The sequence below is a fragment of the Micromonospora sp. NPDC049645 genome, from assembly GCF_040675155.1.
Classification (GTDB): domain Bacteria; phylum Actinomycetota; class Actinomycetes; order Mycobacteriales; family Micromonosporaceae; genus Micromonospora.
The window spans coordinates 337,355-363,072 of the sequence record NZ_JBFAOI010000002.1 but is presented as its reverse complement, the minus strand read 5'-3'; the positions used below and the strand labels follow the sequence as shown (position 1 = coordinate 363,072).

Annotated in this window: 16 protein-coding genes; 5 read left to right on the top strand and 11 right to left on the bottom strand. The window is 69.6% G+C overall.

What is annotated here, in order from left to right; all coding sequences use genetic code 11:
* Window positions 1–35 precede the first annotated feature (35 nt).
* The 5 genes from AB0J33_RS07090 to AB0J33_RS07070 are packed head-to-tail and all read right to left on the bottom strand — an operon-like array spanning window position 36 to window position 9,157.
* Complete coding sequence (locus AB0J33_RS07090; RefSeq protein WP_363611370.1) at window positions 36–1,349, bottom strand: cytochrome P450; 1,314 nt, start codon at window positions 1,347–1,349, stop codon at window positions 36–38.
* 56 nt (window positions 1,350–1,405) lie between these two features.
* Window positions 1,406–1,939, bottom strand: coding sequence for a flavin reductase family protein (locus AB0J33_RS07085; RefSeq protein ID WP_363610790.1), 534 nt, complete (start codon window positions 1,937–1,939; stop codon window positions 1,406–1,408).
* Entirely contained in the window at window positions 1,936–2,376 is a 441-nt protein-coding gene (locus AB0J33_RS07080) for an acyl-CoA thioesterase (RefSeq protein WP_363610788.1), read from the bottom strand. Before AB0J33_RS07080 ends, AB0J33_RS07085 begins: the two co-directional genes overlap by 4 nt.
* 2 nt (window positions 2,377–2,378) lie before the next feature.
* Entirely contained in the window at window positions 2,379–8,165 is a 5,787-nt protein-coding gene (locus tag AB0J33_RS07075; protein WP_363610786.1) for a type I polyketide synthase, read from the bottom strand.
* Complete coding sequence (locus AB0J33_RS07070) at window positions 8,162–9,157, bottom strand: DUF1702 family protein (RefSeq protein ID WP_363610784.1); 996 nt, start codon at window positions 9,155–9,157, stop codon at window positions 8,162–8,164. The genes AB0J33_RS07075 and AB0J33_RS07070 overlap by 4 nt, the downstream gene beginning before the upstream one ends.
* 938 nt (window positions 9,158–10,095) lie before the next feature.
* Between AB0J33_RS07070 and AB0J33_RS07065 the strand changes: the two genes are divergently transcribed.
* From AB0J33_RS07065 to AB0J33_RS07050, 4 genes are all read left to right on the top strand, one after another.
* Window positions 10,096–10,923: an AraC family transcriptional regulator gene (locus AB0J33_RS07065; protein ID WP_363611367.1), complete on the top strand. Its 828-nt coding sequence runs from the start codon at window positions 10,096–10,098 to the stop codon at window positions 10,921–10,923.
* Between the two features lie 734 nt (window positions 10,924–11,657).
* Entirely contained in the window at window positions 11,658–13,115 is a 1,458-nt protein-coding gene (locus AB0J33_RS07060; RefSeq protein ID WP_363610782.1) for a DHA2 family efflux MFS transporter permease subunit, read from the top strand.
* 60 nt (window positions 13,116–13,175) lie between these two features.
* Entirely contained in the window at window positions 13,176–13,826 is a 651-nt protein-coding gene (locus AB0J33_RS07055) for a MerR family transcriptional regulator (protein ID WP_363610780.1), read from the top strand.
* 135 nt (window positions 13,827–13,961) lie between these two features.
* Complete coding sequence (locus AB0J33_RS07050; protein ID WP_363610778.1) at window positions 13,962–14,840, top strand: S41 family peptidase; 879 nt, start codon at window positions 13,962–13,964, stop codon at window positions 14,838–14,840.
* A gap of 193 nt (window positions 14,841–15,033) precedes the next feature.
* Here the strand turns inward: AB0J33_RS07050 and AB0J33_RS07045 are convergent, their stop codons facing one another.
* From AB0J33_RS07045 to AB0J33_RS07020, 6 genes are all read right to left on the bottom strand, one after another.
* A complete protein-coding gene (locus tag AB0J33_RS07045) occupies window positions 15,034–16,626 on the bottom strand; it encodes an alpha/beta hydrolase (protein WP_363610776.1) in 1,593 nt (530 codons plus the stop codon).
* 280 nt (window positions 16,627–16,906) lie between these two features.
* Window positions 16,907–17,623 carry an enoyl-CoA-hydratase DpgB gene (dpgB, locus tag AB0J33_RS07040; protein WP_363610774.1) on the bottom strand — a complete coding sequence of 239 codons (717 nt, stop codon included), beginning with the start codon at window positions 17,621–17,623 and terminating at the stop codon, window positions 16,907–16,909.
* Window positions 17,620–18,810 (bottom strand): 3,5-dihydroxyphenylacetyl-CoA synthase DpgA, encoded by a 1,191-nt coding sequence (dpgA, locus tag AB0J33_RS07035; RefSeq protein ID WP_363610772.1) that lies wholly within the window; start codon window positions 18,808–18,810, stop codon window positions 17,620–17,622. The genes dpgB and dpgA overlap by 4 nt, the downstream gene beginning before the upstream one ends.
* Window positions 18,811–19,152: 342 nt before the next feature.
* Window positions 19,153–20,313, bottom strand: a complete 1,161-nt coding sequence (locus AB0J33_RS07030; RefSeq protein WP_363610770.1) for an epoxide hydrolase family protein — start codon at window positions 20,311–20,313, stop codon at window positions 19,153–19,155.
* A gap of 117 nt (window positions 20,314–20,430) precedes the next feature.
* Window positions 20,431–21,612: an acyl-CoA dehydrogenase family protein gene (locus AB0J33_RS07025; protein WP_363611365.1), complete on the bottom strand. Its 1,182-nt coding sequence runs from the start codon at window positions 21,610–21,612 to the stop codon at window positions 20,431–20,433.
* 169 nt (window positions 21,613–21,781) lie between these two features.
* Window positions 21,782–23,164, bottom strand: coding sequence for an FAD-binding monooxygenase (locus AB0J33_RS07020; RefSeq protein WP_363611363.1), 1,383 nt, complete (start codon window positions 23,162–23,164; stop codon window positions 21,782–21,784).
* A 622-nt stretch (window positions 23,165–23,786) separates the two neighbouring features.
* Between AB0J33_RS07020 and AB0J33_RS07015 the strand changes: the two genes are divergently transcribed.
* Window positions 23,787–25,457, top strand: a complete 1,671-nt coding sequence (locus AB0J33_RS07015; protein WP_363610768.1) for a hypothetical protein — start codon at window positions 23,787–23,789, stop codon at window positions 25,455–25,457.
* Window positions 25,458–25,718 lie beyond the last annotated feature (261 nt).

Here is a 25,718-nt window from a genome sequence, read left to right as displayed (position 1 = left end):
GTTCGGGTGGTGCGGTCACGGGTGACGGCGGTCCGTCAACCCGGCGGTGTCCTTCGATCGGCCGAGCTCACGGTCATCGGCATGCCACCGCGCATGCGCAGCGACAACATCGGTTCCGGCACGACCTCGTGGGTGGCGACCTTCGTGAGCGTCAGGTCCCGGGCCAGCATGGCGAGGACGAACGCGGCCTCCATCAGGCCGAGATGGTTGCCGACGCAGAACCGCGGTCCCGCGCCGAACGGGATGTAGGCGTAGCGCGGGCGGGCGGTGGCCCGGACCGGGTCGAAGCGCTCCGGGTCGAAGTGCTCCGGGCGTTCCCAGAAGTCGGGGTGCCGGTGCAGCGTGTAGGGGCAGATCAGCACGTCCGCGCCCGCCGGCACGTGGTACCCGCCGACGTCGTCGTCGGCGAGCGCCTTGCGCGGCAGGATCCACACCGGCGGGTACAGCCGCACCACCTCGTCGATGACCATCGCGGTGTACCGCAGCCGGCCCAGGTCGTCGAAGGTCGGCAGGCGGTCGCCGAGCACCTCGATCGCCTCCTCGCGCAGCCGGTCGCGCACCTCGGGATGCTTGTCGATCAGGTAGAGGGCCCAGCTCAGCGTGCTGGCGGTGGTCTCGTGCCCGGCGAGCAGCAGCGTCACGAGTTCGTCGCGCAGCCGCTGCCGGCCGACCCGGGGGTCGGATTCGGCCCGGGCGGACACGATGAGCCGCGACAGCACGTCGTCGCGGCCATCGGAGTGCGCCCCACGCTCGTCGACGAGTTGGTCGACGATCGTCTGCAGGCGACGGCGGGCCCGCCGGAACCGCAGCTGACGCGGCAGCGGCACCCAGGGCGGCACGGCGCTCAACGACGCGAGCTCGAACATGGCCTGGTCCTGCACCATGGCGAAGTCACGGCCGATCGACGGGAACCGGCTGAGGTCGGTGTCGAGCAGGGTGCGCCCGAGCACGCCGAGCGTGAGGCCCGTCATCTCGTGGAGCACGTCCACCGGGCCGTCCCGGCCGAGCGTGCGCAGCCGCTCGACGAGGGCGGCCGACTCCTCGGCGACGATCCCGGCCTGCTCGGCGATGCGTCGGCTCTGGAACGCCGGCTGCACCACCTTGCGCTGCTTGCGCCACAGCTCGCCCTCGCTGGTGAGCAGCCCGTCGCCGAGTGCCCGGCGGGCGTGCACCAGACCGATGCCCTTGTGGTAGTTGGCCGCGTTGTCGGCGAGCACGTGCTTGGCGTGGTTGGGGTGGTTGAAGAAGTAGAGACTCTTCGGCCCGACCGGCAGCCGGGAAGCGTCGCCGTAGCGGGCCGCCGCGGAGGTCATCATGCCGAGGCGGTCACGGCCCATCATGATCAGCATGTTGACGGCGGCGGCGCGCGACGGCCCCTGCAACTGCGAGGGGTGGACGGCCGCGGTCACGACGTCACCACGGCGGCCGGCGCCAGGTCGAGCCGGCGGAACTGGCCACCGAGGAACACGAGAGCGTCTTCGTCTCCGTACCGGCGCATGCCGCGCGGGCGGCCCAGGAAGATCGTGTGGTCTCCCCCGTCGTACGCCCGCCACACCTCGCACTCGATGTGCGCGACGGCGCCGGCGAGCAGCGGCGCGTCCGTCCTCGCGCCCGGCCGCCAGTCGGCGAACTCGAACTGCTCCTGTCCCAGCGGGCGACGCCGGTCGGCGTAGTAGCGCGCCACGGCCTCCTGGTCGGAGGCCAGCACCGAGATGCCGAAGGTGCCGGCACGGCTGAGCACCTGGTGCATGAGGGCACCCCGGTCGACGCACACCAGGATCAGCGGTGGGTCGAGCGACACGGTGCTGAACGAGTTCGCGGTCATCGCGTGCGGCTCGTCCCCGCCGACGCTGACCACCGTGACGCCGGTGGCGAAGGCCCCGCAGACACGACGCATGTGCGCCGAGTCGGTCACCTCTTCGGTGTCGAAGGTCGTCATCGCCGGACCCCGGCGACGGCGTACGGTTCGAGGGCACTTTCGAGCGCCTCCGGAACCCTGGTGGGCACGGTCCGGTTGTTCGGCCCCCGCATGCAGGCGACGCGCTGGGTGCCCCGGGCGACGAGGTTCTCGCCGCCCGGGCCGACACGCACGTAGTCGAAGCCGAACTCGAGTTGCGTCTGCGCCAGCTCGATGAGCCGCATCCGGACGGCGATCTCGTCGAACGCGGTGAGTTCGGCGAAGAACTCGCACTCGACCTTGAGCGTGAACAGCTTGAGGTCGGCCTGGAGGTCGGCGAGGACGGCCGGCGCCCGGTCCTTCAGGAACATCTCCCGGCAGCGGCCCTGCCACCGCAGGTAGTTGACGTAGTAGACGTTGCCGACCATGTTCGTCTCCTCGAACCCGACGGTGTGCCGCAGCTCGTAGTAGCTCTCCATGCTCATCCCTTCGCACCGGCCAGAACAGTGATCACGACGTGCCCCTCGCCGCCGCGCAGACTGGTGACGAAGGAGGCGGCCCGGGCATCGCCGGCGCCGAAGAGCACCCAGCCGGGACGCTCGGTGCCGGCCAGGACGAGCGGGCCGTGCATCGGCACGCCGGCCTTCTGCATCGCCTCCACGGCGGTCCAGACCCGGGTCGCGGCGGTGTCGAGGGTTTCGCCCGGCTCGCCGGCCAGCAGCTCCGCCAGGCCGGCGTGCGGGCCGAGCAGTCCCTGCCACTCCTCGGGGCTGCGCGGCGCCACGCTCTCGACGTCGCAGCCGAGGACGCCCTCCGCGGCGACGGCCAGCGTGATCCCCCCGCCGTGGGCGATCGAGACGCCGCGCGCACCGGGAACCTCGGGTTTACCGTCGGGCCCGTAGGTGATCTCGACCGGTTGGCCGAGCGCGTGGCCGGCGGCGACCGCGCTGATCCGGCGCCGCGCGGCGGTACGCTCCGCCGGGTCCGGCGGCGCCGGCGCGGCGGGCTCGATCGCGACCGCGACGTCGGTGAGCCCCAGGTCACCGAGCCCTCGCTCCAGGAAGGGGCCGAGCAGCGGAGCCACCCACGGGCCGGTGCCGTCCTGTTTCCGGACCGCGCGCAGTCGTAGCCCCTCCCAGCGCTCCACGGTCACGCCGGCCTCGGTGCGCAGGGCGATGTCGTAGACGTACGTGTCGCCGTCGCGCTCGCGCTCCGTGGCGCAGTAGCGCAGCTCGCGGGCGGAGGAGAGCTTCTCCCCGCCGGGGTGGATCCGCTGCACGCCGGCCGGGAGCAGCGTGGCGTCCGGCACACACACCTGGTTGCCGTGCATCAGCGCGTCGCGCACGCCCGGGTCGCCCAGCAACAGCGTCGGGGAGACGTACGGGGCGAACCAGGTGGTCGATTCGTCGGCCGCCACGATCGCGTCCACGTGCCGGGCGGCGGCTCGGTGGTACCGCCGGAGCCGCTGGAACCTGGCGCCCTGGAACAGGATCTCCCCGTACAGGTCGTCGAGCGGCGCGATGGGGGCCGGGGGCAGCCCCTCCGGCGCCTGGTCCGGGGGGCCCTCCGGCACGGTGTCGCCGCCCAGTCGCAGCCGCGCGGTGAAGTGGTCGGCGGCGAAGCCGGTCTCCTCGCTGCGTATCGCGACCTCGATGGTGTCGTCGTCGGTCACCAGAGCAGCCACCTGGATCCTCGTCTGCCCGTGTGGCGAGACGATGACCGGCCGCAGGAACTCCGCCTGTTCGATGACCGGCACCACGTCCGCGCCCGAGACGGCCGCGGCCACCTGCGCCATGGCCTCCATCCCGAACACCGCGGGGAACAGCAGGTTGCCGTCGAGATCGTGGTCGGCGAGGTAGCGGTCGGTGCCGACCTTCAGCTCCGTCTCCACCACCATCTCGACCTGGTGGTAGCGGATCAGCACCCGGTCGACGAACCGCAGCAACGGCAACGACGGCTGGTGGTACCGAACCGTGTGGACGCTCTCGGTACGACCGCTGATCACCACGACGACCGGCGCCGCGGTGTCCGCGACCAGCCGTCGCAGGATCGCGATGCCCTGACTGGCGGTGAGGGGCGTGACGCCCTCGCGGCTGAGCGACTCGACGACCGACAGACGTTCGCCCATGCCGACGCCCGCCCAGACCGACCACTCCAGACAGAGGGTGCGGCATTCGGGGTACGCCCGGGCGAACGCGGTGGTCTCGTCGGCCAGCCAGTCGTTGGCGATGGCGTAGTGCGCCTCGCCGCGCAGCCCCGCCCGGCCGATGATGCTGCCGAGCGTCACGAGCAACCGCAGCCGGGACGGGTCGATCGCGTCGAGCACCGCCCGTAGACCGTCGACCTTCGGCGCCAGCGCGTCGCGGAACGCGTCCGGGCCCAGGCTCGCCAGACCGGCCGGTTCGTTGCGGCCCGCGCCGTGCAGAACCGCGGTGACCGGTCCCAGCTCGGCGGACAGCTCCCGCACCGCCCGTTGCACCGCGGCGGGATCGGTGACGTCGGCACGGGCGTACCGCACGGTGATACCGGCTGCCGCGATCCGGGCCAGGTTGGCCGCCAGCTCGCCGTCCTCGGCGGGGTCGGAACGGCCCAGCACCGCCAGCCCGGCGCCGCTGTCGGTGGCCAGGGCGAGCGCGCACTCGGCGGTGATGCCCTTGCCCCCGCCGGTGACCAGCAGCACGTCGTCCGCGCCGAGCGGGGCCACCGAGGTGCCGGCACGCACCGGCATCGCCCGCAGTGTCGGGACCCGTCGGACCCCGTCGTCGTAGTGCACCTCGCTGAAGGACGTGGTCGCGGCGACCTCCTTCACCACCAGCTCGACGAGGCCGTCGACGGCGGCGGGCACGTGCACGACGGTGACCAGCACGGACGGCGCCTCGAGGTGCAACGTCCGGGCGATCGCCGCCGCGCCACGGCCGTGCCCGACCAGTACGAAGCGGGTGCTGCCGGCGGCGAGGGCCCGCTGGGCGCCGCGCAGGGCCGGCTCCAACTGCTCCCGCGTGCAGTCCGGGGGCAGGCAGACCAGCACCCCGCCACCGAGCCCGGCCTGTTCGAGCGCGCTCGCCAGCGGGGCGGCGAACGGGTGGTCCGCGTCGGCGTGCAGGTGCCACCGACCGTTGCCGGCAGGGGTGTCGGCGGTGACCGCCGGCAGCGGCACCTCGTCCAGGTCGACCCGCCAGGGTCGGGCCCAGGCGGCCACACCAGCGACCGTCGGCGTGACCGCGGCGTCGCTGTCGCGGGCCGTACGCGCCAGGGTCTCCATCGTCTCGGCGAGTTCGCGGACGGTGGCGGTGGCGAAGTTGATCGGCATCTGGGCCGGCGGTACGTCCAGGTGTCGTGCGAGCTGGTTCACCACCTGGCCGACGGTGATCGAGCTGAGGTGCAGGTCGTCGAGGAGCCGACTGTCCGACCCGACCAGGTCGAGCGGCAGTTCGGCACGCTCGGCGGTGAGCCGCCGCAGCAGGTCCTCGGTGGACTCCTGCGCCGACCCGCCGGACTCGACGGCGACGGGCGGCGGCGCCAGGGCCGGGCCACGCTCGATCGCCGGGCTCAGCTCGGGTGCCTGCTCACAGGGGCTGGTGAGGAAGGAGAAGGTCGCGCCCACCTCGAGCGGACGCACGAACCGCCCGTCGAACAGCGCCGCCGGGGCGGGCGCGGCGCCGGTGACGTACGCGGCGCCGGCGACCCGGAGCAGACTCGCCAGCGATTCGCTGTCGGTGTCCACGGCGACCACCGGTACGTCCGTCACCGTGCCGGCGAGCCCGGTGAGGACGTGGCCGGGCCCGACCTCGACGAACAGGTCGGTGTTCTTGGCGGCCAGCGCGACGGCCTGGTTGAACAGGACGGGGTCGATGATCTGACGGCGGAGCAGGTCCCGCACGTCGGTGCCGGCCGGCAGCACGTCACCGGTGACGGTGGAGATGACCCGCGCGCCGACACGGTGGAAGGTCTCGTCCGCGAGGGCGTCGGCGAAGGCGTCCGCGGCCGGAGCGACCAGCGGGGAGTGGAAGGCGTGCGATACCCGGAGCCGCGTGGCGCTCAGCCCGGCGGCCCGCGCGTTGTGGCAGACCGCCTCGACCGCGTCGACCGATCCGGAGATGACGGTGTGCTGAGGCCCGTTGTAGGCGGACACCACCACCGGGAGACCCGCGATGATCGCGTCGAGCGCCTCGGGGTGCGCCCCGATGTCGGCCATCGTGCCGGCCTGGCTGTGCCCGGCCATGGTCCGGCCTCGCAGACCGGCGACCCGCAGCAGCGTGTCCTCGTCCATGGCGCCGGCCCATTGCAGGGCCACGATCTCACCGAGGCTGTGCCCGATGGCGGTCGACGCCTCGATGCCGAGCAGTGCCAGGGCGCGCTGACCGGCGACGGACCCGGTGACGATGCGCGGCTGTGCGACCTCGGTCGCGACGACGTCGCTTCCGGTCGGCAGCGCGGCACGCAGGTAGACGTCCTCGACCTCGGTGAACCGCCGCCGCAGCGCGCCGCCGCTGACGCCACGTCCGGAACCCTGTCCGGGGAAGAGGAAGCTGATCCGGGCCGGGCCACTGACGTGTCCCAGGAGGAACCGGCCGTCGGGGCGGATCAGGTTCGCCTCGCCGGACTCGACGGCCTCGCGGGCGGCGACCAGCAGCCGCTCGGCCTCCTCGGGTGACGAGGCGATGATCGCGGCCCGGAAGGGCCGGCCCCTGAGGTCGCGGTGCAACGTCGCGGCCAGGTCGCCGAGCTGCGCGTACGACAGCGCGGGCACGAAGGCGCTCAGCTCGGCGAGCCGGGCGGCGAGGTCCTCGGTCGAGGCGGCGTCCACCAGCAGCAGCTCGGCGTCCTGCGCCGAGGCGGCGATGGCACCCATCCGGCGGTTCGGCACCGACCGGCGCGGTCCGTGGCGTTCGAGCACGATGTGCGTGTTGATGCCGCCGAAGCCCATCGCGGTGACACCGGCCCGCACCTCCGTCGCGGCCGGCCACGGTTCGGCCTTGCGCAGCGTGCGCAGCCGTGCCCCGTCGGCGGTGAGGATCTCGTGCGGGTCGACCGAGCCGACGCTCGGGGGCAGCACCTCGTGGTGTACGGCCAGCGCGGCGCGGATGAACCCGGCGACCCCGGCGGCGGCCTTGGTGTGCCCGATCATTCCCTTGACCGAACCGATCACGGCCGGCGGCGCCTCGGGATTCGCCGTCTCCCGGGCGCCGGAGAGCGCCTTCAGCTCGGTGGCGTCGCCGACCTTGGTGCCGGTGCCGTGGCCCTCGAAGAGCCCGACGGTGTCGATGCCGTAGCCGGCCCGGGTGTACGCCCGGCGCAACGCGAGCCGGTAACCGTCGACCTCGGGCCTGGTGATGCCACCGTGGCCGTCGGAGGAGACTCCCCACCCGGCCACCGATGCATAGATCCGGTGACCGGCCTCGACGGCCCGGTCGGTGCGCATCAGGACCACCATGCCGCAGCCCTCGCCGGGCCAGAACCCGTTGGAGGCACGGTCGTAGACCCGCATCTCGCCAGTGGCCAGGGCACCGGTCTTGGCGAAGCCGATGACCTCGAACGGGTCGATGGACAGGTCGACGCCGCCGGCGATCGCGACGTCCAGGTCGCCGTCGAGCAGCGCCCGGCACGCGGTCACCACCGACAGCAGCGACGACGAGCAGGCGCCGTCGACGGTGTAGCCGCCGCCCTTGAGGTCGAAGTAGTTGCAGATCCGTCCGGCGATCGTGTTGGACAGCGCACCGGCCAGGGTGTCCTCGTCCAACGGCGGGAACGGGCTCTTGTAGGCCGCCTCGTAGGTGGCCAGGAAGTCGGACAGCTTCTCGTCGTCCCAGCCCTCCGCCCGCAGCGCGGCGGCCACCGTCCGTCGCACGTAGGGCCAGCGCAGCCGCATCTGGTTGGCGCGGGAGAACTCACCGGTCAGGGTGTTGCCGACGATCACGCCGGTGCGTTCCTGCGGCAGGCCCTCACCCATCGGGAACCCGGCGTCGGCCAGCGCCGTCGCGGCGGTGTCCAGGGCCAGCCAGTGCGCCAGATCGGTGGACCGGTAGGTGCTGCCGGCGACCTTGTAGGCGACCCGGTCGAACTCGTAGCCCTCGAGGACGGCTGCGTTGCGTGCGTAGAAGCGGTCGGGGGCGGAAGGGTCCGCGTCCCAGTAGTCGTCATGGTTCATCCGGACGTCGGGGAGCCGCCGAAACGCCCGGCGACCCGCGATGGCGTTCTCCCACAGCTCCTGCGGTGAACGCGCGTCGGGGTAGTGGCACGCCATCCCGACCACGGCAATACTGGTCATTGCTCACTCGGCTTTCGTGTCGCTACCAAAGGAACGAAGGCGCTCTTGATGCGCTGGCGCCAGATCTCGTAGGCGGGCAGGACGTCGTCGTCGGGCAGCCCGGCCCGCGCGTCGTCGGTCACCCGCGTCGCCTCGTCCACCGGCATCCCGCAGAGGACGCCGGTGGCCAGCTCGTTGTGCGGCATCACCAGACCGGCACGTTGGCGGGCCGCGGCACCGAACGCCGCGCCCTGCGCGAGTTCCAGCCGGTACTCCCCCACGGTCTGGGCGAGCCAGGTCAGTTCTCGCTCACTCGCGCCACCGGCGTAGCAGACGGCGAGCCCGGCGCCGGCGTACAGGTCGGCGCGACGGTGCGCGGGGAACGCGTCGAGGAGGCGGACGAGTTGCCCGACGTCCGTTCCGGCCACGAACCAGCAGGCCCGTCCGATGCCCTGGTCGATCGCCCGCAGGGAGTAGTCCCTGGAGTAGTCGCGCGGACCGTCGGCCGGCCAGGGGAAGGCTGACGGTGCCTCCCGCCGGCGAACGTACCGGTCGGTCTTGAAGTAGGCCTGGTGGAACCCGTACCCGTCGAGGACGAGCCAACGCAGCAGGGCGTCCGGGGCGTGCAGTCGCGACCACAGCGGACGCGGCAGACGGGCCATCGCCCAGCCCACCCCGACGTACGCCATGTAGACGTGCTCGTCATGGTCGGCGAGGAACCGGGCTACGTGCCGCGACCGCCCGGGCAGGGCGTCGCGGATCGCGAAGGCCATCGCCGCGCCCTCGTAGGCGAAGCCCCGGTACGCGGCCGGCGTCGACTCGACCGCGGGCGCCGCCCGCGGCGGATCGTCCGCCTCGGCGGCGGCCGCGAATCCGTGCAGGAACGAACTGCCGACCGTTTCGAGGCGGTCGCGGGCCTGTTCGTCCTTGAGGTGAAATCCACGTGTACTGAGTTTCGTCTGCCCCACATCGGGGGTCATAATGCGGCGTCGAAGCTTGTTCCATGCAGTCATCGTCTTCTCCGGTCTGCCCACTGAGGCATCATTCTTACGCATCCATGGGCAGAAAGTTCTCCTGCATTGCGGTCGTTCGGAATCGCCTCGATGATCGCGTCACCGATTCGCTGGAAAATCGGCCCCCGGGCATCGGAAAAATGGAAAGTGGAGAGTGGGAGTCACCATTTTTCGCCGAACGATGCGACGCGGGAGATGGACGCGGAGGGCCGCCCGATACCACGATGGCTGGCTACGGCCCCGATCCGGAAGCGACGTCCGGGCCTCTGCAAAGAAGCGTGCCGTGGATTCCGACGAAGCGGAGGGACAGTGGATGCGCGCGGTGGCTCTGGAGATACCAGCCATCCATTGCGACCTATCCCGAAATGAACTTTCCGCAAATCTACGCAGCGGTCGGTGGACCGTCATCTTCAAACTTGCCTACCCGATGACCACCGCAATCACGGGATGACCTGCGCGGGAAGCCGCCGACCGGCCTGCGGCAGGCTCGTCTGCCGTGCCGGACAGATCCGACAATTTCCGAACATCCGCACTACCGCAAGGTGGCACCAAGTGCGGCGCTTCGGGGAAAAGGGACCTGCCGAATTCTGGCGACTGGACATTCGTACTATCAGCAGTGGGTTGTGCCACTATCCGCCCCGCCACCACCCGCCAATACCGCGCTGACGTGCGAAGACGGCACTTTTACGTGAGCCACTCCGCGATTGCTCCCCGTGATGGACCCGTGATTGAGAGTGTTGCCATCCTCCGATGGCTCGGCTAGCCTCGACGCCAGTAATACCCGCCCGTCCCAGGAGGTGGGAAGAGGCCATTCTCATGAATTAAAACGGCCATGACAGCCGCCAATCTACCGACACACCTAGCAGACCGGACTCACAAGGGCCGTCCGCTATGCAGTGTTAACATGACGACCTTTGCCGGTCATTGGGGGAATCGCTGTGGACGATCCAATCGAGAGGGCTGTGCAGCGGGCCATCGCCGCCATGCACGAGAAGCTCGGAGAGCAGCTCACGGTCGACGACATGGCCCGCGCTGCCATGTTCAGCAAGTTTCACTTCACGAGGGTCTTCCAGCAAGCCACCGGCGTGACGCCGGGCCGTTTCCTGTCCGCCCTGCGCCTACAGCGCGCCAAGCGCCTGCTCGTCTCCACCTCGCTAAAGGTCGCGGATATCAGCATGCGGGTGGGATACAACAGCGTCGGGACTTTCAGCTCCCGATTCACCCGGAGCGTGGGGATGCCACCCACGACGTACCGCCGGCTCGCCGGCTTCGCCCCGCAGATCGAGACCGACCCCGACTACCGAATGGGGCACCCGCACAACGCTCGCGTACACGGCCGCGCCTGGGCACCCGAATCGCATGCCGACAGCCCCGTCTTCCTGGGCCTGTTCCAGGACCGCATTCCCGAAGGGCTGCCGGTTCGTTGCACGATCCTGCCGCGCCCGGGTCCGTTCCAGCTCGACTACGTGCCGCCAGGTAACTGGTTCGTCCTCGCCCAGTCGGTCAACGGGAAACTGGACGCCGACGTGGACGCCGGCGACAGCGACCAGACCGTCTGCGTCGCCACCTGCGGGCCCCTGCACATGCGGGCGGATGGCGTCGTGCACACGGACGTCGACCTGCAGCCGGTCCGCGCGATGGATCCCCCGGTGCTGCTGGCGCTGCTCGACCAGCGCAAGCTCGCGCTGGCCCGGGCCGCCGAGGAGCGGGTGGGCGCGGTGTCGGCGATCCGTGCCGGGGCCACGTCGGGCCGCCCGGCCGCGTGAGCGGCCCGACCTGGCTTCGACCTGACACCGACCGGACAAGGTCGATGGTCCCGCGCCGACCCCCGTAGGCGGGCTGACCACGAACGACCAGAGGTGCGACCGGATCGTGGCACGCCACGACTCATGCCGCGGCCGGTCGCACGGTGCGCTCGCCGACTTCGGTGAAGCGCCCGTACGCCCAGAGTCTCGCTCCTCACGCGCAGCGCGCGAACGTCTGCGCACCAGGCACCACAGCACGACGAACACGGGTCCGCTCATGTCCACTGTGGTCGGTAGGAAGCAACCACGAAGGTGCACCTGACCCGGGGCCTCCCAGACGATTGAACAGCGATTGCCTGATCCCCGCCGACAGGAGGCGACGCCGTGACACACCCGACGACCCGAGCATGAGCGGACGATGACGCTTGGGGCGTTAGCGGACAGCATCATCCCCGGCGGGGTGCGGTAGTCGTCCGTCCGGTTGGACGCCGTGGCGGTGGGTCCGGATGTCTCCGGAAGGACCGTGATCTCGCGGCGCCCGGTCCGGCGGACCAGGCCGTCGAGCGCCTCGCGCCGCTCACCGCGCTCGCCTCCCACCAGGCCAGAGCCTCGGCCCGTCGAGGAGTACCAGCGCTGGTACCCGGACGACCGGACGCTGGTCGAAACCGTCGCCCGGGCCGCACTCGCGGCCGCACAACGCATCGATGACTGGCAACGCCTCGGCACCGTGGCCGGGAATCGATCCGAGGAGTGACATGCCCCGCCGACCTGCCCATCGCAGTCCGTGGTCCGTGCTTGCCGTGCTGTGTCTGGCGAACTTCCTCATCCTGCTGGACACGACGATCGTCAACACCGCGGCGCCGCACATCATGGCGGCACTGAACACGCCGGTGGCTGGCGCACTGTGGGTGCTCAACGGCTACCTGCTGGCGTTCGCCTCGCTGCTGATCACGTTCGGGCGGCTGGGCGACCGGGTCGGGCCACGCCGAGTCTTCGTCGCCGGGCTCGCCGTGTTCAGCGTCGCGTCGATCTGGTGCGCGCTGTCCCACAGCACGGGCGAGTTGGTCGCCGCCCGCGTACTGCAGGGAATCGGTGCCGCGGCGTTGCTGCCGCAGGCCCTGGTCCTGATCTCGGCCGTCTTCCCCGCCCACCGCCGCGGCGCCGCCTTCGGCATCTTCACCGCGGTGGCCGGCGTCGCCGCGGTCAGCGGTCCCACCCTCGGCGGCCTGCTCGTCACGGCGGCCGGCTGGCGGTCGATCTTCTACCTCAACGTGCCGGTGGGTCTGGCCGGACTGCTGCTTGCGGCACGTTACCTGCCCCGCGTGCGACCGGCCCGCGCGCACCGGTTCGACGCGTTGGGCGTGGCGCTCGCCACCGGAGGTCTGCTGGCCATCGTGTTCGGCCTCGTCGAAGGGCAGCGCTACGCGTGGGGCCCGGTGCTGGGTCCGGTCGGAGTCCCGCACATCCTCGTCGCCGGGGTGGCACTGCTCGCGCTGTTCGTCTGGTGGGAACGGCGGGCCGCCGAGCCGCTGCTGCCGCTCGACCTCTTCGGTGACCGGAACTTCACCGTCGCAACGGCACTGACGGTCATCAGCTCCTTCGCCCTGTACGGTTTCCTGTTCGTCTTCGTGCTGGAAACCCAGAACATGCTCGGCATGAGCCCGCTCGCCTCCGGTCTCGCCGCGCTGCCGTGGACGATCACGCTCAGCGCCGTCGCACCGGTCGCCGGCCGGCTCGCCGACCGGGTGGGCGGTCGGATCCTCCTCATGGCCGGCCTCGCGGTGCAGGCCGTCGGGGTGCTCGGAGTCGCGGTACTGCCCGGACCCTCGTCGTCGTGGCACACCTTCGCCGGGCCGCTCGTCGCGATCGGCGTCGGCATGGGCCTGTCCATCGCGCCCACCACCACCGAGGCGATGCGCGGCATCACCCCGCAACGCGCGGGTGCGGCCTCCGGCCTGCTCAACACCGCACGCCAGGCCGGCGCCGCGTTGGGTGCCGCGCTGATCGGCGCTGTGCTGCAGAACCGCCTGCCCGACCCCACGCACCGCGCCGCGTTCCGCGACGGCTTCGCCACGGCCAGCCGGCCGGCACTCGCGGTGGTCGCCGGCGTGTTGTTTGCCGGCGCGGGGCTGGCCGCCGCGATGCGACGCCGCCCGCGGGAACCGGTGCCTCCCGCGCGCGAGGGGTTGCACGAACTGCAACATCGAAGGTGACGAACGTGTGCCCCGACCCGTACACTGATTTGGTCGGTGCTGTCGACAGCGGGGAGCCTGATGCGTATCTCGGATCTTAGTAGGCAGACCGGCATCCCAATCGCAACGATAAAGTTCTACCTCCGGGAGCGTCTGCTCCCCCCGGGCACCCCGACCGGCCGTAACCAGGCGGTGTATGGCGAAGCCCATCTGCGGCGGCTGCGACTCATCCGGGCACTCACCAATATCGGTCAGCTCGAACTCACCTCGGTGCGGGAGCTGCTGACCGCGATCGAAAACGACAAGGTCCCGCTCCCCGCGCTGTACGCGCTCGTCGACCGCGCGCTGTTTCCGCAGGAGCCGGCTCTGCACAGCGTGGATGGTGCGAAGCAGGTACGCACCGACGTCGACCGTTTCGTCGACGAACTCGGTTGGTCCCTGGACATGGATGCGCCCAGCCGGGACCGGCTCGCGCTCGTGGTCCTCACCCTGCAACGGCTGGGCTGCGAGTGCGGGATGGACTATTTCACCCCCTACGCGGCGGCGGCCGAGAGGCTCGCGATACAGGACCTGGACCTGCTGCCCGCCGACGGCGTGGGCGCCGACCGGGCCGCCGTGGTGGTGCGGGGGGTCCTGCTCGACGTGGCGCTGTCGGCGTTGCGACGGATGGCCCAGGAGCACCACGCGAGACTGCGTTTCGGCGCGACGCAGGCCGACGCCCGGCACGCCTAACGCGGGGCGTCTGTCGGCGATCGCGGGTGTCAGCCGCACACTGTTGCGAACTGCCCGGCCGACGGCTCGGGTCGGCCGGCCGCGGCGTCGGCACACCGTGCCGGCGGCCACTCACCTCGACGAATGTGAGCGCGCATGAGCGTCACCCACACCGGCACGGTGAGCGTGCACCTGGTCGAGCGGGCGATCGAGCTGCTGCGGGACAGGTACGTCCTCCCGGAGCGCGCCGAGGCCGCCGCCACGACACTCCGGCAGCGGCTGGCCGCCGGCGCGTACGACGGTCTGGACGAGTCGACGCTTGCCGAACGCCTCACCGAGGATCTGCTCGACGTGTGCCCCGACGCGCACCTGTGGGTCCGGGTGCGTGACGAGCGCCGTGCTTCCGCCAAAGCCAGCATCCGCCGGGTGGAGATCCTCGACGGCAACATCGGGTACCTGGACGTGCGCCGCATCAGCGGTTCCACGGACGGCGGCCGGGCGATCGTCAGCGCGATGGATCTGGTGTCGCGCACCGACGCGCTCATCCTCGATCTACGTGGAAACGAAGGCGGCTCACCGGACGGCGTCGCGCTGTGGAGCAGCTACTTCCTTCCGGCCGAACCGACGCACCTCAACAGCATCCACGACCGGGTCACCGGCCAGACCCGGCAGTTCTGGAGCCTGGCGTGGCTGCCCGGCGCGCGATACCTCGACCGCCCGTTGTCCGTGTTGACGAGCGACCGGACTTTTTCCGGCGGCGAGGAACTCTGCCTGAACCTGAAGGTGCGCGGCCGGGCCCGGTTGGTCGGTGAGAAGACGCGGGGCGGAGCGAACCTCGCCACCGTCTTCGCGCTGACGCCGACGATGGAGATCGCGGTGCCGCACGCCTACTCGATCAATCCGATCACGGGCGGCAACTGGGAGGGCACCGGCATCGAACCCGATCTCGCCGTGCCGGCCGCCGCAGCGTTCGATGTGGCGTACGCGGAGCTGCTCGATCGCGCGCCAATGCAGCAGGAGCAACGCGGGCACTGAGCGACGGCGTCGGGGCTCGGCGGACGCCCCGCCCCTCCCGCCAACTGTGTGGGATAAGCCAGACAAGCACCGACGGCCCGGCCGCATCGCGACCGGGCCGTCGTGCTGCGCGTCCGCCGCTGACGCGACTGTCGGTGGGTGCCTACCGCCGGCGTCGTGGCGTGCAGAGCCACGCAGCGTTGACGGGCGGACCTCAGCGGCGCACCGCGTGCAGCGGTGCGAGCACCGCCGCATCGCCGACTCCCGGCGACGACGCCTGCGGCGACGATGGGGTCGGGTCGGGCTGCGGCGGGGCGTCACACGTCGCGTCAGGTTGGTTGCCGGGTTTGCGCCGCGGCAGCTCACCCGTCGCGAGATAGTCGGCGATGGCGCTGGTGATGCACGGGCTGCCGTTGAACGAGTTGACGTGGGTGGTCTGGCCGATCTCCGCCAGCAGCGAGCCGTTCGGGAAGCGACGCCGCGCCTCGAGGCTGCCCTCGAACGGCGTGAGCGCGTCCAAGGTGCCACTGACGAACAGCACGCTCTCGACCTTCGACCCGTCGACCTCGACCGGCTTCGAGACCTTGCCGGGCCAGAAGAGACACGGCGCGTTGTACCAGACGTTGTACCAGGTAGCGAACGGCGCGCTGCCGAACGTCCGCCAGTTGTCGCGCCGCCAGGTGTTCCAGCTGCGCGGCCACCGGGTGTCGGTGCACTGCACCGCGTTGAAAGCCGCGAACGTGTTGTCGTTGGCGGGGCGGAAGGAGCTCTCGTACGCCGCGACCAACAGCTCGGCCTCCGGGTCGGTGACGGAGCTGGCGAACAACTCGGCCAGGGTCGGCCAGATGAACTGGAAGTAGCCGGCGATGATGAAGATGTCGGTGAACTCGGCCGGGCCGACGACGCCGCCGGCCGGCGCCGTACGAAGGTTGTTCTGCTTCGCGTACCAGCGCTGTCTGACCTGGTTGGTGGTCTTGCCGAGGTGGTAGACGTCGTCGTGTTTCGCCACCCACTCGAACCACATGCGCAGGTTGCGTTCGAGGTTCACGTCCTGGTCCAGGGCGGCCTGGTACCAGACCCTGCGCGGGTCGATGTTGCTGTCGAGCACCATGCGGCGCACCGTCTTCGGGTACAGCGTGCCGTACACCTGGCCGAGGTAGGTGCCGTAGGAGATGCCGTACAGGTTGACCCGGCCGACGCCGAGAGCCTTGCGGATCGACTCCACGTCCTTGACCGTGTCAAGCGTGGTCATGTGGTCCAGTAGCGCGCCGCCGGCCACCCGGCAGGCGTCGGCGTAGCTCTTCGAGCGGTCGAGCCAGGTCTGCTCGATGCTCCGGCTCCACGGGACGTACTCCGGGCGCGGCCCGTTGAGGTAGTCCTTGTCGCAGGACAGCGCGGGCACACTGGAGCCGACGCCACGCGGGTCGAAGCCGATCCAGTCGTAGGCGTCCCCGACGCTCGCGGGGACGCAATCCGCCGACGTGCAGAGCCCGGAGTTGCCGGGGCCACCCGGAAGGGCCAAGATGACGCCCTGGTAGTCCTTGGCGGGCGCCGTCGACCTGATCCGCGAGACAGCGATCTGGATCTTCCTGCCGTTCGGTCTGCTGTAGTCCAGCGGCACGTCGAGCAGGCCGCACTCGGCGCGGACCCCCTGCGGGTCGGTCGTCCCGCAGGGCGCCCAGGTGATCCTCGCGGCGGTTGCCGTCTCCGCTCCGGGCGACGCCGAGGCGCCGGTGACGGCAGGTGTGACCGCCACCGTCGCCGCGGCGACGACGACAGCGAGGCCCTTCGCGATTCTTCGATGCACAATTCCCCCTTGTTGCGGGAATGGGCGCGCGTTCAGACATTGGCCCGAGCCAACTAATGGAACGTAGCCCCGTTTCGGTGATGCCAGACGCGCACGGATTTCGCAGGAATCGCCTCTCCACCCGGGCATGACCACTGTAGACCGCAGAACGGGTCGGCAATTCTCGTAGAGTGCGGTGCGCGCTCCCCGGAGAGCAGGTAACTCTGCCCACGACCGGACCGGAAGGGTTGGCCGGTGGGCCCGGCGCACCCGAACCCTCCCCTTCCGCGTGGTGGATCCGCTATTGCGTTCCGGTGGCGGCCGACCGCCGCAGGGCTCTGTCGCAGGCCGCGAGGTGGCGGCCGAGGGCGTCCTCGAAGCTGGTGGCCGGGGCCTCGAACATGAGTTGCCGGCGGACGGCCAACTCTCTGCCGGACAGACCGCTCACCATCTCGGCCGCGGCGGTCAGCGCCAGGTCCGGGTGATCGGTCAACTCGTCCACGAGGCCCAGGTCGACACACTCACGTGCGTCCAGGTGGGCACCGAAGAGGATCGCCCGGCGCAGACGGCTCCCGCCGGACTGCTGCGCGAGTCGGAAGATCGCCATTCCGGGCCAGGTGGCTTCCCCGTCGACGAGCAGGGACAGTCGGATGTCGGGCGTGGCGATGCGGTAGTCCGTTGCCAGCAGGACGTCCAGGGCGAGGCCCCCGCACTCGCCGGAAGCGACCGCGACAGTCGTGACGCTGAGACGCTCGATCCGGCGCAACGACCGCTCCCACTTGCTGACCAGCGCCACGTTCAGGCCGTGCGTCCAGTCCTTTCCGGGTGTGCCGGTCACCTGCACCGTCAGCATGGCTGTGCCGTTGTTCGACTCGGCCGCCGCGCAGGCGGCTTCCACCGCGGCGACGGACTCCATCGTCAGAGGTTTCGAGCCGTCGATGCGAAGCTCGACGTCGCCTTGTGCGCCACCGGGGGCGTAGCGCTCACCCCGGCCTGTCCGGACGGTTGCCGCGCTCACCACTGGATCAGCGCTGTCTCGATCGTGGAACCAGGACCCATGGTCATCAGCACTCCATAATCGCCCGGGGTGGTCACGCTCTCCTGCAGGAGGCGTTCGTACGAGAAGATGAACGAACCGCTTGAAACGTTGCCGTAGTCACGAAGGACGCTGGTGGTATGCCGCACGTCGTGGCGGTTCAATCCGAGATTGACCGTCACCGCGTCGATGACCTTCTTGCCCCCGGCGTGCACGAGCCAGTGCGCGATATCGCTCCGACGCAGGCCGGTGTTCGCCAGCAGACGGTCAGCGACAATTTCCGCGTGAGCGCCGACGACGTACGGGATCTGCGGGTCGAGGAAGAAACTGAACCGGTTCTGGACGCTGTCCCAGTCGTAGCGCATGGCGTCGATCGCCTCGGGAATGATGCAACTGGCGAATTTGAGGATGCGAGGGTGTCCAGCGACGCCCAGGGAGTCGCCGGCGGGGCGCCCGACCACGGCAAGCGCCGCGGCACCGTCGCCGAACAGACTGTTCACGACCGCCGTGCGCATGGTCGAGTCCAGTACGTACGCGGCAGAACAAGCCTCCGTGCACAGCACCACGGCAAGCTCCCCCGCGTTGGCCACGGACCAGCTCGACACCACGTTCAGGGCGTTGAGCCCCGCGTTACACCCCATTCCCACGATGTCGGTCCGGCTACAGTGCCGGTCGATGCCCAGCTCCCGAATGAGGAGCGCGCTGAGCCCCGGCGTGAGGAATCCGGTGGAGGTCACGCAGCACAGGTGACGTATGTCGGCGACCGTCGCACCAGCGTCGTCCAGGCACGCTTGCAGGGCGCGCATGCCCATGTCCACGGCCAACCTCTTGTGCCGGTCGAGCAGGTCTGCCTGCGTCTCCGCAGACGGGGTGCCGTCGTCCGCCGGAAGCGGCAGTTCGAGGAAGCGTCGGCGGATCGCGCTGTTGAGGAAGACGGATCGGATCTTCGGATCCGAGATCGCGAAGGTGTCCAGCAGATCCTGCTGGGAAAAGGACGTGGAGGACGAGGCAGTGCCCACCCCGACAATTGTGGAATCGTAGGGGCTGGGCGGAAAAAAGGGAGACTCTGCTGCCAGTGTCCGCTCGTATGGCCCTTGCGTTTTGGCGATGTCAACGGTCACGCGCAGATCTTCCTTCCGCATCTCGGCCAGCTTGGCGTGTTTGGCCAAGCGCATTAGGCTCGTACGCCTACGATGCAGTCTCAGGCATGGACGTCACATCTTGGAGGTTGCGGGCGTCGGCTCCGCCCACGTTCCATAGTGCGCCGTCGAAGACGGCCGAGATAATTGTGTTGGGTTATCAGCGAATCGTTTGTGCGGCGTACCCGCCGCGCTGGAACAGGACGCCGGCCGGGTCGACCGCGCAGACCGACCCCGACCACCGCGCCGCCAGGCCATCGCTCGCCTTGTGCCGAGGGAGGTCTTCGGGCCGTTCCCGCGACGGAACGACCCGCGTGGGCCTGGTGAGGCGCAAACGGCCTCCGGCCCACGCGGGCTACGACACCCGTACGGTCAGCGCGCCAGCGAACGGGCGAACTTGCGGATGTCGCCGACCAGGAGCTGGGGCTGTTCCAGAGCCGCGAAGTGGCCCCCCCGGTCGAACTCGGTCCACTGGCTGAGAGTCGGCAGGAGCTGTTCGGCGAACCGGCGCACCGGCCGCACCGCGTCCTTGGGGAACGACGCGACGCCCACCGGCATCGTCAGCGGCCACGGCCCGGCCCAGGTCCGGATGAAGTCGGCGTCCATGTTGCTGGACTCGTAGTAGAGCTGGGCGCTGGACCCGGCCGTCGCCGTCAACCAGTAGATGGAGACCGCCGTGAGGATGTGGTCACGGCTCACGGCGTCCTCCGGCACCTTCGCCGAGTCGGTCCACTCCTTGTACTTCTCGGCGATCCAGGCCAGCTGACCCACCGGCGAGTCGGTCAGTGCGTAGGACAGCGTCTGCGGCCGGGTGGACTGGATCCGCTGCCAACCGGTCCCGTCCTGCATGAACTTGGCGGTGAACTCCAAGCGGGCCAGATCGGTCTCGCCCAGGCCGGCCATGGCCGCGGGGTCCGGCGGCGGGAACGCCGCGAACATGTTGAGGTGAATGCCGACGACGTGCTCGGGATCGGCCAGGCCCAACCGCAGTGAGATCGGCATCCCCCAGTCGCCGCCCTGCACCGCGTACCTGTCGTAGCCCAGGCGGCTCATCAGTTCCTTCCACGCGCCGGCCACCCGACCGGTGTCCCAGCCCACCTGGCCTGTCGGGCCCGAGAACGCGTATCCGGGAATCGACGGGATCACCAGGTGGAAGGCATCGGCAGGGTCGCCGCCGTGCGCGACCGGATCACTCAGCGGCCCGATGACGTCCAGAAACTCGGCCACCGTGCCCGGCCAGCCGTGGGTCAGGATCAACGGCAGCGCGCCCTCCTCGGGCGAGCGGACGTGCAGGAAATGCACGTTCACGCCGTCGATCTCGGTGACGAACTGCGGGTACGCGTTCAGGCTCGCCTCGGCCGCCCGCCAGTCGTAACCGTCACGCCAGTAGTCGGCCAGCTCCCTGAGATAGTCCAGCGGCACGCCGCGGTCCCAGCCCACGCCCGGAATCTCGTTTGGCCAGCGCGTGTTGTCGATCCGCTGGTGCAGATCGTCGAGATCGGACTGCGGAACTTCGATGCGGAACGGACGCATCTAGCAACCTCCCTGTGTCAGTCGCGAGCCGCCTGAAGCGGCGCAGGGCTCAGATCGTGGGGGCCCGCCCGAGCGCGATCCACTGGATCTCCTCGGCGGCCGGTGAACGCGCGCCGATCAGATGTAGGGCGTGTTCGGGCCCAGACCGCAGAGGATCCGGCCATAGAGTTCCAGGTTGGTGTTCGGGTGCAGGATGGCGTGCAGGTTGAGCGTCTGCACGTCCCGCTGAATGCGCTGGATCGGCACGTCACGGTAGATCGAGGAACCGCCACTGGCGCCGGCGAGGACGTCGACCGCCTCCTTGGACCGCTGGCATGCGGCGCCCAGGTCGAGCCGGACGCGGGCCCGCTCCTCGAGCGTCCACTGCTCCCCCGCCAGTCCCTTGGCGTCGATCATGCGGGCCGCGCGGTGGGCGTGGAACCCAACCTCGTCGATCCTGGTGATCGCCTCGGCGATCTCCAGATGGGTGATCGGCGCCTCGCTCTGGTTCTCGTAGCTGGTGTAGGTGATCTTCCGGCCGGGCAGCCGCTCAAGAAACGCGTCCTTGGCGCCCATCGCGAGGCCGAGCGCGGGCGCGCTGATCGTCGCGCACGCGGTGGGCATGAAGGGCGCATTGAAGATCGGCGCGCTCGCGTTCAGCTTGGACAGGTGCTGGCCCTGCAGCACGGGCCCCATCTGCAACACCCGCTCCGCCGGGACGAAGAGGTCCTTCGCGATGGTGGTGACGCTGCCCGAGCCGCGCATGCCCGAGGTGTGCCAGTCGTCGATGACGTGCAGGTCGGCGATCGGGATGAGGGTCATGACCGGCGCGAAGCCGCCGTCCTCGGTCGGCGTGACCGCCGCGTTCGTGTTCCACGTGCTCTGCTGCGCGCCGGTGTTGAACGACCACTTGCCGTTGACGATGTAGCCGCCGTCCGTCGGCACGGCCACGGCGCCCGGGCTGAGGATTCCGCTGATCCGCACGTCCGGCGTCGCGAACACCTCGTCCTGCACCTCGTCCGGGAACAGCCCCAGCATCCAGGTGCTGATGGCCCAGACCGCGGCCGTCCACGAGGTCGAACCGTCGCCTCGCCCGAGCTCCGCGAGCACATCCACGACGGTTTCCATGTCGGACTCGAAGCCGCCGTAGCGGACCGGAACCCGCATCTTGAGCAGATCAGCACTGGTCAGCGCGTCGATGACATCGGTGTGCATCTGCCGGTTCTCGTCCATCCAGAGAGCCTTCTCCCGCAGGAGCGGGACGAGCTCGGACGCGCGGTGAACGAGTTCGGTCTTGGCCGGCGCTTGGACAGTCACCATCGTATTTCTTCCTCCTAGACGGACGTCCGCTGGTGCGGACGTCACCTTGCAGTGGGCGACGCGGGAGTAGAGCCGAGCAGGTGACCTGCCCGGAAGGTGTGGGCCGACTATCTCCGACGATGCGCGGGATGCTCATCGCGAAAGTAGGCGGGCAATGGCAGGTCCCGTACTAGTCGCGGCCCGCGCGGAGCGGCACCGGTGCCGAGACCTGGCTCGGCCGGCGACCGGCCTGCCGCAACACCCGGAGAATCCTGCCCGGCGAAAGAAGGGCCGTCGGCTCGTCGATGAGACCCGCCACCCGCATGAAGGCATTGGTGAGGCTCGCGTCGTGCACCGCTGCGCGCTGGAGCCTCGCCACGTAGGCGTTGATGATGCGGGTCTTGACGGTCCGCCGGCCTTCCACACCCGCGTATCCGAGGTCCGCGATCGCGGCGAACTCCCACGGCGAGTCGATCTGGCGGGAGATCTCCTGGAAGAACTCGTGCGCGTCGGGCACGGGCGTCTTACGGAGCTTGTCCGCCAGGACGCGGGACTCGACGGCGGCGATGGCCATGCCCTGGGCGTACACGGGATTGAAACTGCACACCGCGTCGCCGATGACCAGAAACCCTTCCGGAAACCGCGTGAGCCGCTCGAAGCGGCGGCGAACGCTCGCCGGGAAGCGGAACATCACCGGGTCGTTGATCGGCTCAGCATCGCGAATGGACTCGTAGATCTCCGGCACCGGCAGCGACCGGACGTACTCGAGGAATCCCTCCGGGTCGGTCGGGGGGTGGTCGCCGAGAACGCCGGTGAGCGACAGCTCGACCCGTCCGCCCTCGCCGGGAAGCCGGTAGTAGAAGGCGCCACGCGGATGCGTGGGTGTCGCCGCCGCGATGATGGCGATGTCGCTGCCGAACGGGTCGGCAGGGACCCGGTAATGGCGGGTGGTGTAGGCGAGGTCCACCTTCACCCGGTCCTCCTCGGGCCGGGAGTAGCCGAACTCCTCCAGCCAGGCCGGCGTCCGTGACCCCCGGCCGGTAGCGTCGATCACCAGGTCGGCACGGAGGGCTTCGGGGCCCGAACCACCGTCGCGACGCTGCACGAGCGCGCCGATGATGCGACTCTTGTCGGGCGTCGCCTCCAGCCCGACGATGTCGTACCCCTCCAGGAAGCGGATGTTGCTGACCTTCTCCACCCGGTTGCGCACCTGGTGCTCGATGACCGGCCGGGTGCACGGCACCGAGAGCAGACCCGTGACCGCCTGACGAAGCGGCATGCCGTTGAAGTACCAGCGAATCGCACCGCTGAAATCACCGGGCCGGACACCGGCGGCTTCCATGTCCGCCGTCAGACCGGGAAACTGCTTTTCCAGGATCTGTTGCCCACGGGCGACCAGACCGTGGGCGTGCCGACCGTGCGGGACGCCCTTCCGGTACGCCGCCACCCCGGCCAGTTCGTCGCGGTCCACGACAAGAACCTCGGGATACACCTCGGCGAGCACATTGGCGGCGAGCAGGCCAGCCAAGCTACCGCCAAGCACCACCGCGCGACCGACAGGCTGTTCAGGCATCGCGATCTTCCTCCTCTGCGGACCAGAAACGTGTGCCTTCCCCCGAGCGGTCAACCGCGGTGGCGGGCGAGCGACGGCGCTGCCCGCTCCGTGAGCCCGGCGGGGCCGACTGGGTGTCAGAGCCATCTTCGGCGCTACCGGCGTGGATGGGCGTCTTTGTCATTGCGGACTCGACCGGGGCAAGAACGACGACCATGCTCCGGGGCGCGTGCACCACAGCAAGCCGCGAGATGCCACCCCTCCCTCGTCGCCAATAAAATTTGGCCTTGAATGCGTTTGGCCTGACAGAACCGCGTCGCGTGATCCGCGACTCGCGGCCAAGGGAGTAGCGATGCCCTGCGACGGGTTCCACGGCCATGACACGACGCCGCTGGACGGCGAGCAGTACGGAGGTCTCACTCTCACGGACCATCCGCGCCGCCGTCAAAACCCGCTTCCGCGTAGCGCCATCGCATGCCGGAAGACCAAAATTTCCGTCACCGTGGATCCGATACACAAGAGCCGCGTGGCGAAATCACAGAGTTATGGCGGACCCGCGGTCGCTCGCCAGGATCTGTGACGCTTTTCAACAAAATATTCGGTACAGGGCCGCAGGACCTGTGGATAGTCGGAGGTGCTGGCCATGAAGATGAGTCTCAAGCCCAATCAGGAAATCATAGGGGCCGATCCTCGCTACCGCTGGGATTATCCTGGCTCAACGGCGTCGAAGCCATCGAAGAACATCCGATCCGTGTGGTATTTCGGTCTGCCGCTCACCTCCGCGCATCGCGATGCCCACGATGCCGGCAACGCCATGCTCGACGGGAGATCCGAGGAAGAGCGCCACCTCAACGAGGGTTCCGTCTACCCGCACGCCAGCCTGGTCGAGATGATCACCTATCAGGCCAGGTGCTTCCCGGACATCGCCTGGCGCTACGTCGACATGAGCCACCTGGACTGGCAGCAGGTCAGGACCGCCATCAACGAGGACCCGCCGGACGTTGCCGCCTTCACGGTCTACACGGCCACCACCCTGTGGGCCATGATCGTGGCGGCGGAGATCAAGCGCGTCAACCCCAAGGCCGTCGTGGTCTTCGGCAACGACCACGCCGGGATCCTCTACCAGGAGACGCTGACCGGCAAATACGGCAGCCGTCTGGTGGACTTCATCAGCACCGGCAACAATGGCCCGTTCACCATGATGGGCCTGCTGACCCACCTGCAGGGCGGGCTGGACCTGAGCCGGATCCCGTCCCTGGCCTACCGGGGAACGGATGGTGAGGTCGTCAATCAGGATGCCGGCACGTTCCCGCTGGACCGCCGGATCCTGCCCGACTACCGACTGATCCTCGACCAGCTCGAGAAGCACTATGACCGCGCGTTCAACGTCTGGTACTCCCAGCACTACGACCTCAAGCGAATGGTCACGGTGCCGCTGGACGGTGGGTGCACCTGGGGAAAGCGGCCGGGCCGCCGGTGCAAGCACTGCTCGATTCAGGGCCTGACCCCCAAGACGACGGACGTCGAGTCGGCGATTCCGGTGCTGGAGAACATCGTCGGAGAACTCGGCGCGAACGTTTACGCCACCGGCGACTCGACTCTCGGCTTCTCGCGCGAGCAGTGGGAGGGGAACATCTCCTACCTCGACGATATGGCCGACGCCTGCGCCAAGTCCCCCATCCTGCAGAAGCACCGGTTCATGCTGGCCTACGGCCTGGTCTACGAGTTCCTCGAGTCGGCGGAGCTGTGCAAGGGTTTCGTGCGCACGTGGAACGTGGGTCTCGAGGCATTCGACCCCAAGCTGCTCAAGGCGGACTCCAAGGGAATCAACAAGGGGCCGGAGCGGATCGAGGAGGCGCTGGAGCTCGCGCGGAACCTCGACTACAAGCTCTACGCGTCGGGGATCATGGGCCTACCGGGTACGACGCTGAAGAACCTCAAGACCGAGGTGAACAGCTGGCTGTCGATGGCCGAAACCTACCGCGACCTGATCACCAGCATCTCCGTCGCGGCGCCCGGGATCATCCCCGGCTCGCGCATGTACTGGGACAGCTACAACTCCTCTGCCCAGGTCCGTGCCTGGCACGGGGAGATCCTTCCCGCGAGGCGCATGACGGCCCTCTACATCCGTGAGAACACCGAGGTCGAGCTCGAGGACGTGGAAGCCGCGATCACCGACCTCAGGAACGGGATCCTCCAGATCAACGGCCCGATGGAGCATATGAAGTTCGGCTACTACATGCTGGGCGGTCGAGACGAGGACGAGGCGGCCGAATACCGCCTCCTCGATGAGATCTGCGCCCAGCTCGACTAGTCCCCGGTGCCGCACCCTCCTGTCGAGATGGCCCGCGAGCTGCGTCGTCGCCCTGGGCTAGCCCCATGGACGGCCCAGCTCGCGGCCAGACCCGCCGCGCGGCCAGGCCCGCGACCCGCATCCACGGCATGACCATCCGCTCGCACGGCACCCCGGCCCCGGCGTCCCGCCCGCGATCGGCCCACCCCGTCACTCCTGCGCCTCCCGCGGGGGCACATTCGCCCTGCGGGAAGGCGGACGCGCGCTCGCCCTGCGGGAGGG

Excerpts from the sequence above, each read along its gene's own strand:
- AB0J33_RS07090 (WP_363611370.1), bottom strand. The coding sequence starts at position 1,349 with ATGCTGATCATGATGGGCCGTGACCGCCTCGGCATGATGACCTCCGCG.
- AB0J33_RS07085 (WP_363610790.1), bottom strand. The coding sequence starts at position 1,939 with ATGACGACCTTCGACACCGAAGAGGTGACCGACTCGGCGCACATGCGT.
- AB0J33_RS07080 (WP_363610788.1), bottom strand. The coding sequence starts at position 2,376 with ATGGAGAGCTACTACGAGCTGCGGCACACCGTCGGGTTCGAGGAGACG.
- AB0J33_RS07075 (WP_363610786.1), bottom strand. The coding sequence starts at position 8,165 with ATGACCAGTATTGCCGTGGTCGGGATGGCGTGCCACTACCCCGACGCG.
- AB0J33_RS07070 (WP_363610784.1), bottom strand. The coding sequence starts at position 9,157 with ATGACTGCATGGAACAAGCTTCGACGCCGCATTATGACCCCCGATGTG.
- AB0J33_RS07060 (WP_363610782.1), top strand. The coding sequence starts at position 11,658 with ATGCCCCGCCGACCTGCCCATCGCAGTCCGTGGTCCGTGCTTGCCGTG.
- AB0J33_RS07055 (WP_363610780.1), top strand. The coding sequence starts at position 13,176 with ATGCGTATCTCGGATCTTAGTAGGCAGACCGGCATCCCAATCGCAACG.
- AB0J33_RS07050 (WP_363610778.1), top strand. The coding sequence starts at position 13,962 with ATGAGCGTCACCCACACCGGCACGGTGAGCGTGCACCTGGTCGAGCGG.
- AB0J33_RS07030 (WP_363610770.1), bottom strand. The coding sequence starts at position 20,313 with ATGCGTCCGTTCCGCATCGAAGTTCCGCAGTCCGATCTCGACGATCTG.
- AB0J33_RS07025 (WP_363611365.1), bottom strand. The coding sequence starts at position 21,612 with ATGGTGACTGTCCAAGCGCCGGCCAAGACCGAACTCGTTCACCGCGCG.
- AB0J33_RS07020 (WP_363611363.1), bottom strand. The coding sequence starts at position 23,164 with ATGCCTGAACAGCCTGTCGGTCGCGCGGTGGTGCTTGGCGGTAGCTTG.
- AB0J33_RS07015 (WP_363610768.1), top strand. The coding sequence starts at position 23,787 with ATGAAGATGAGTCTCAAGCCCAATCAGGAAATCATAGGGGCCGATCCT.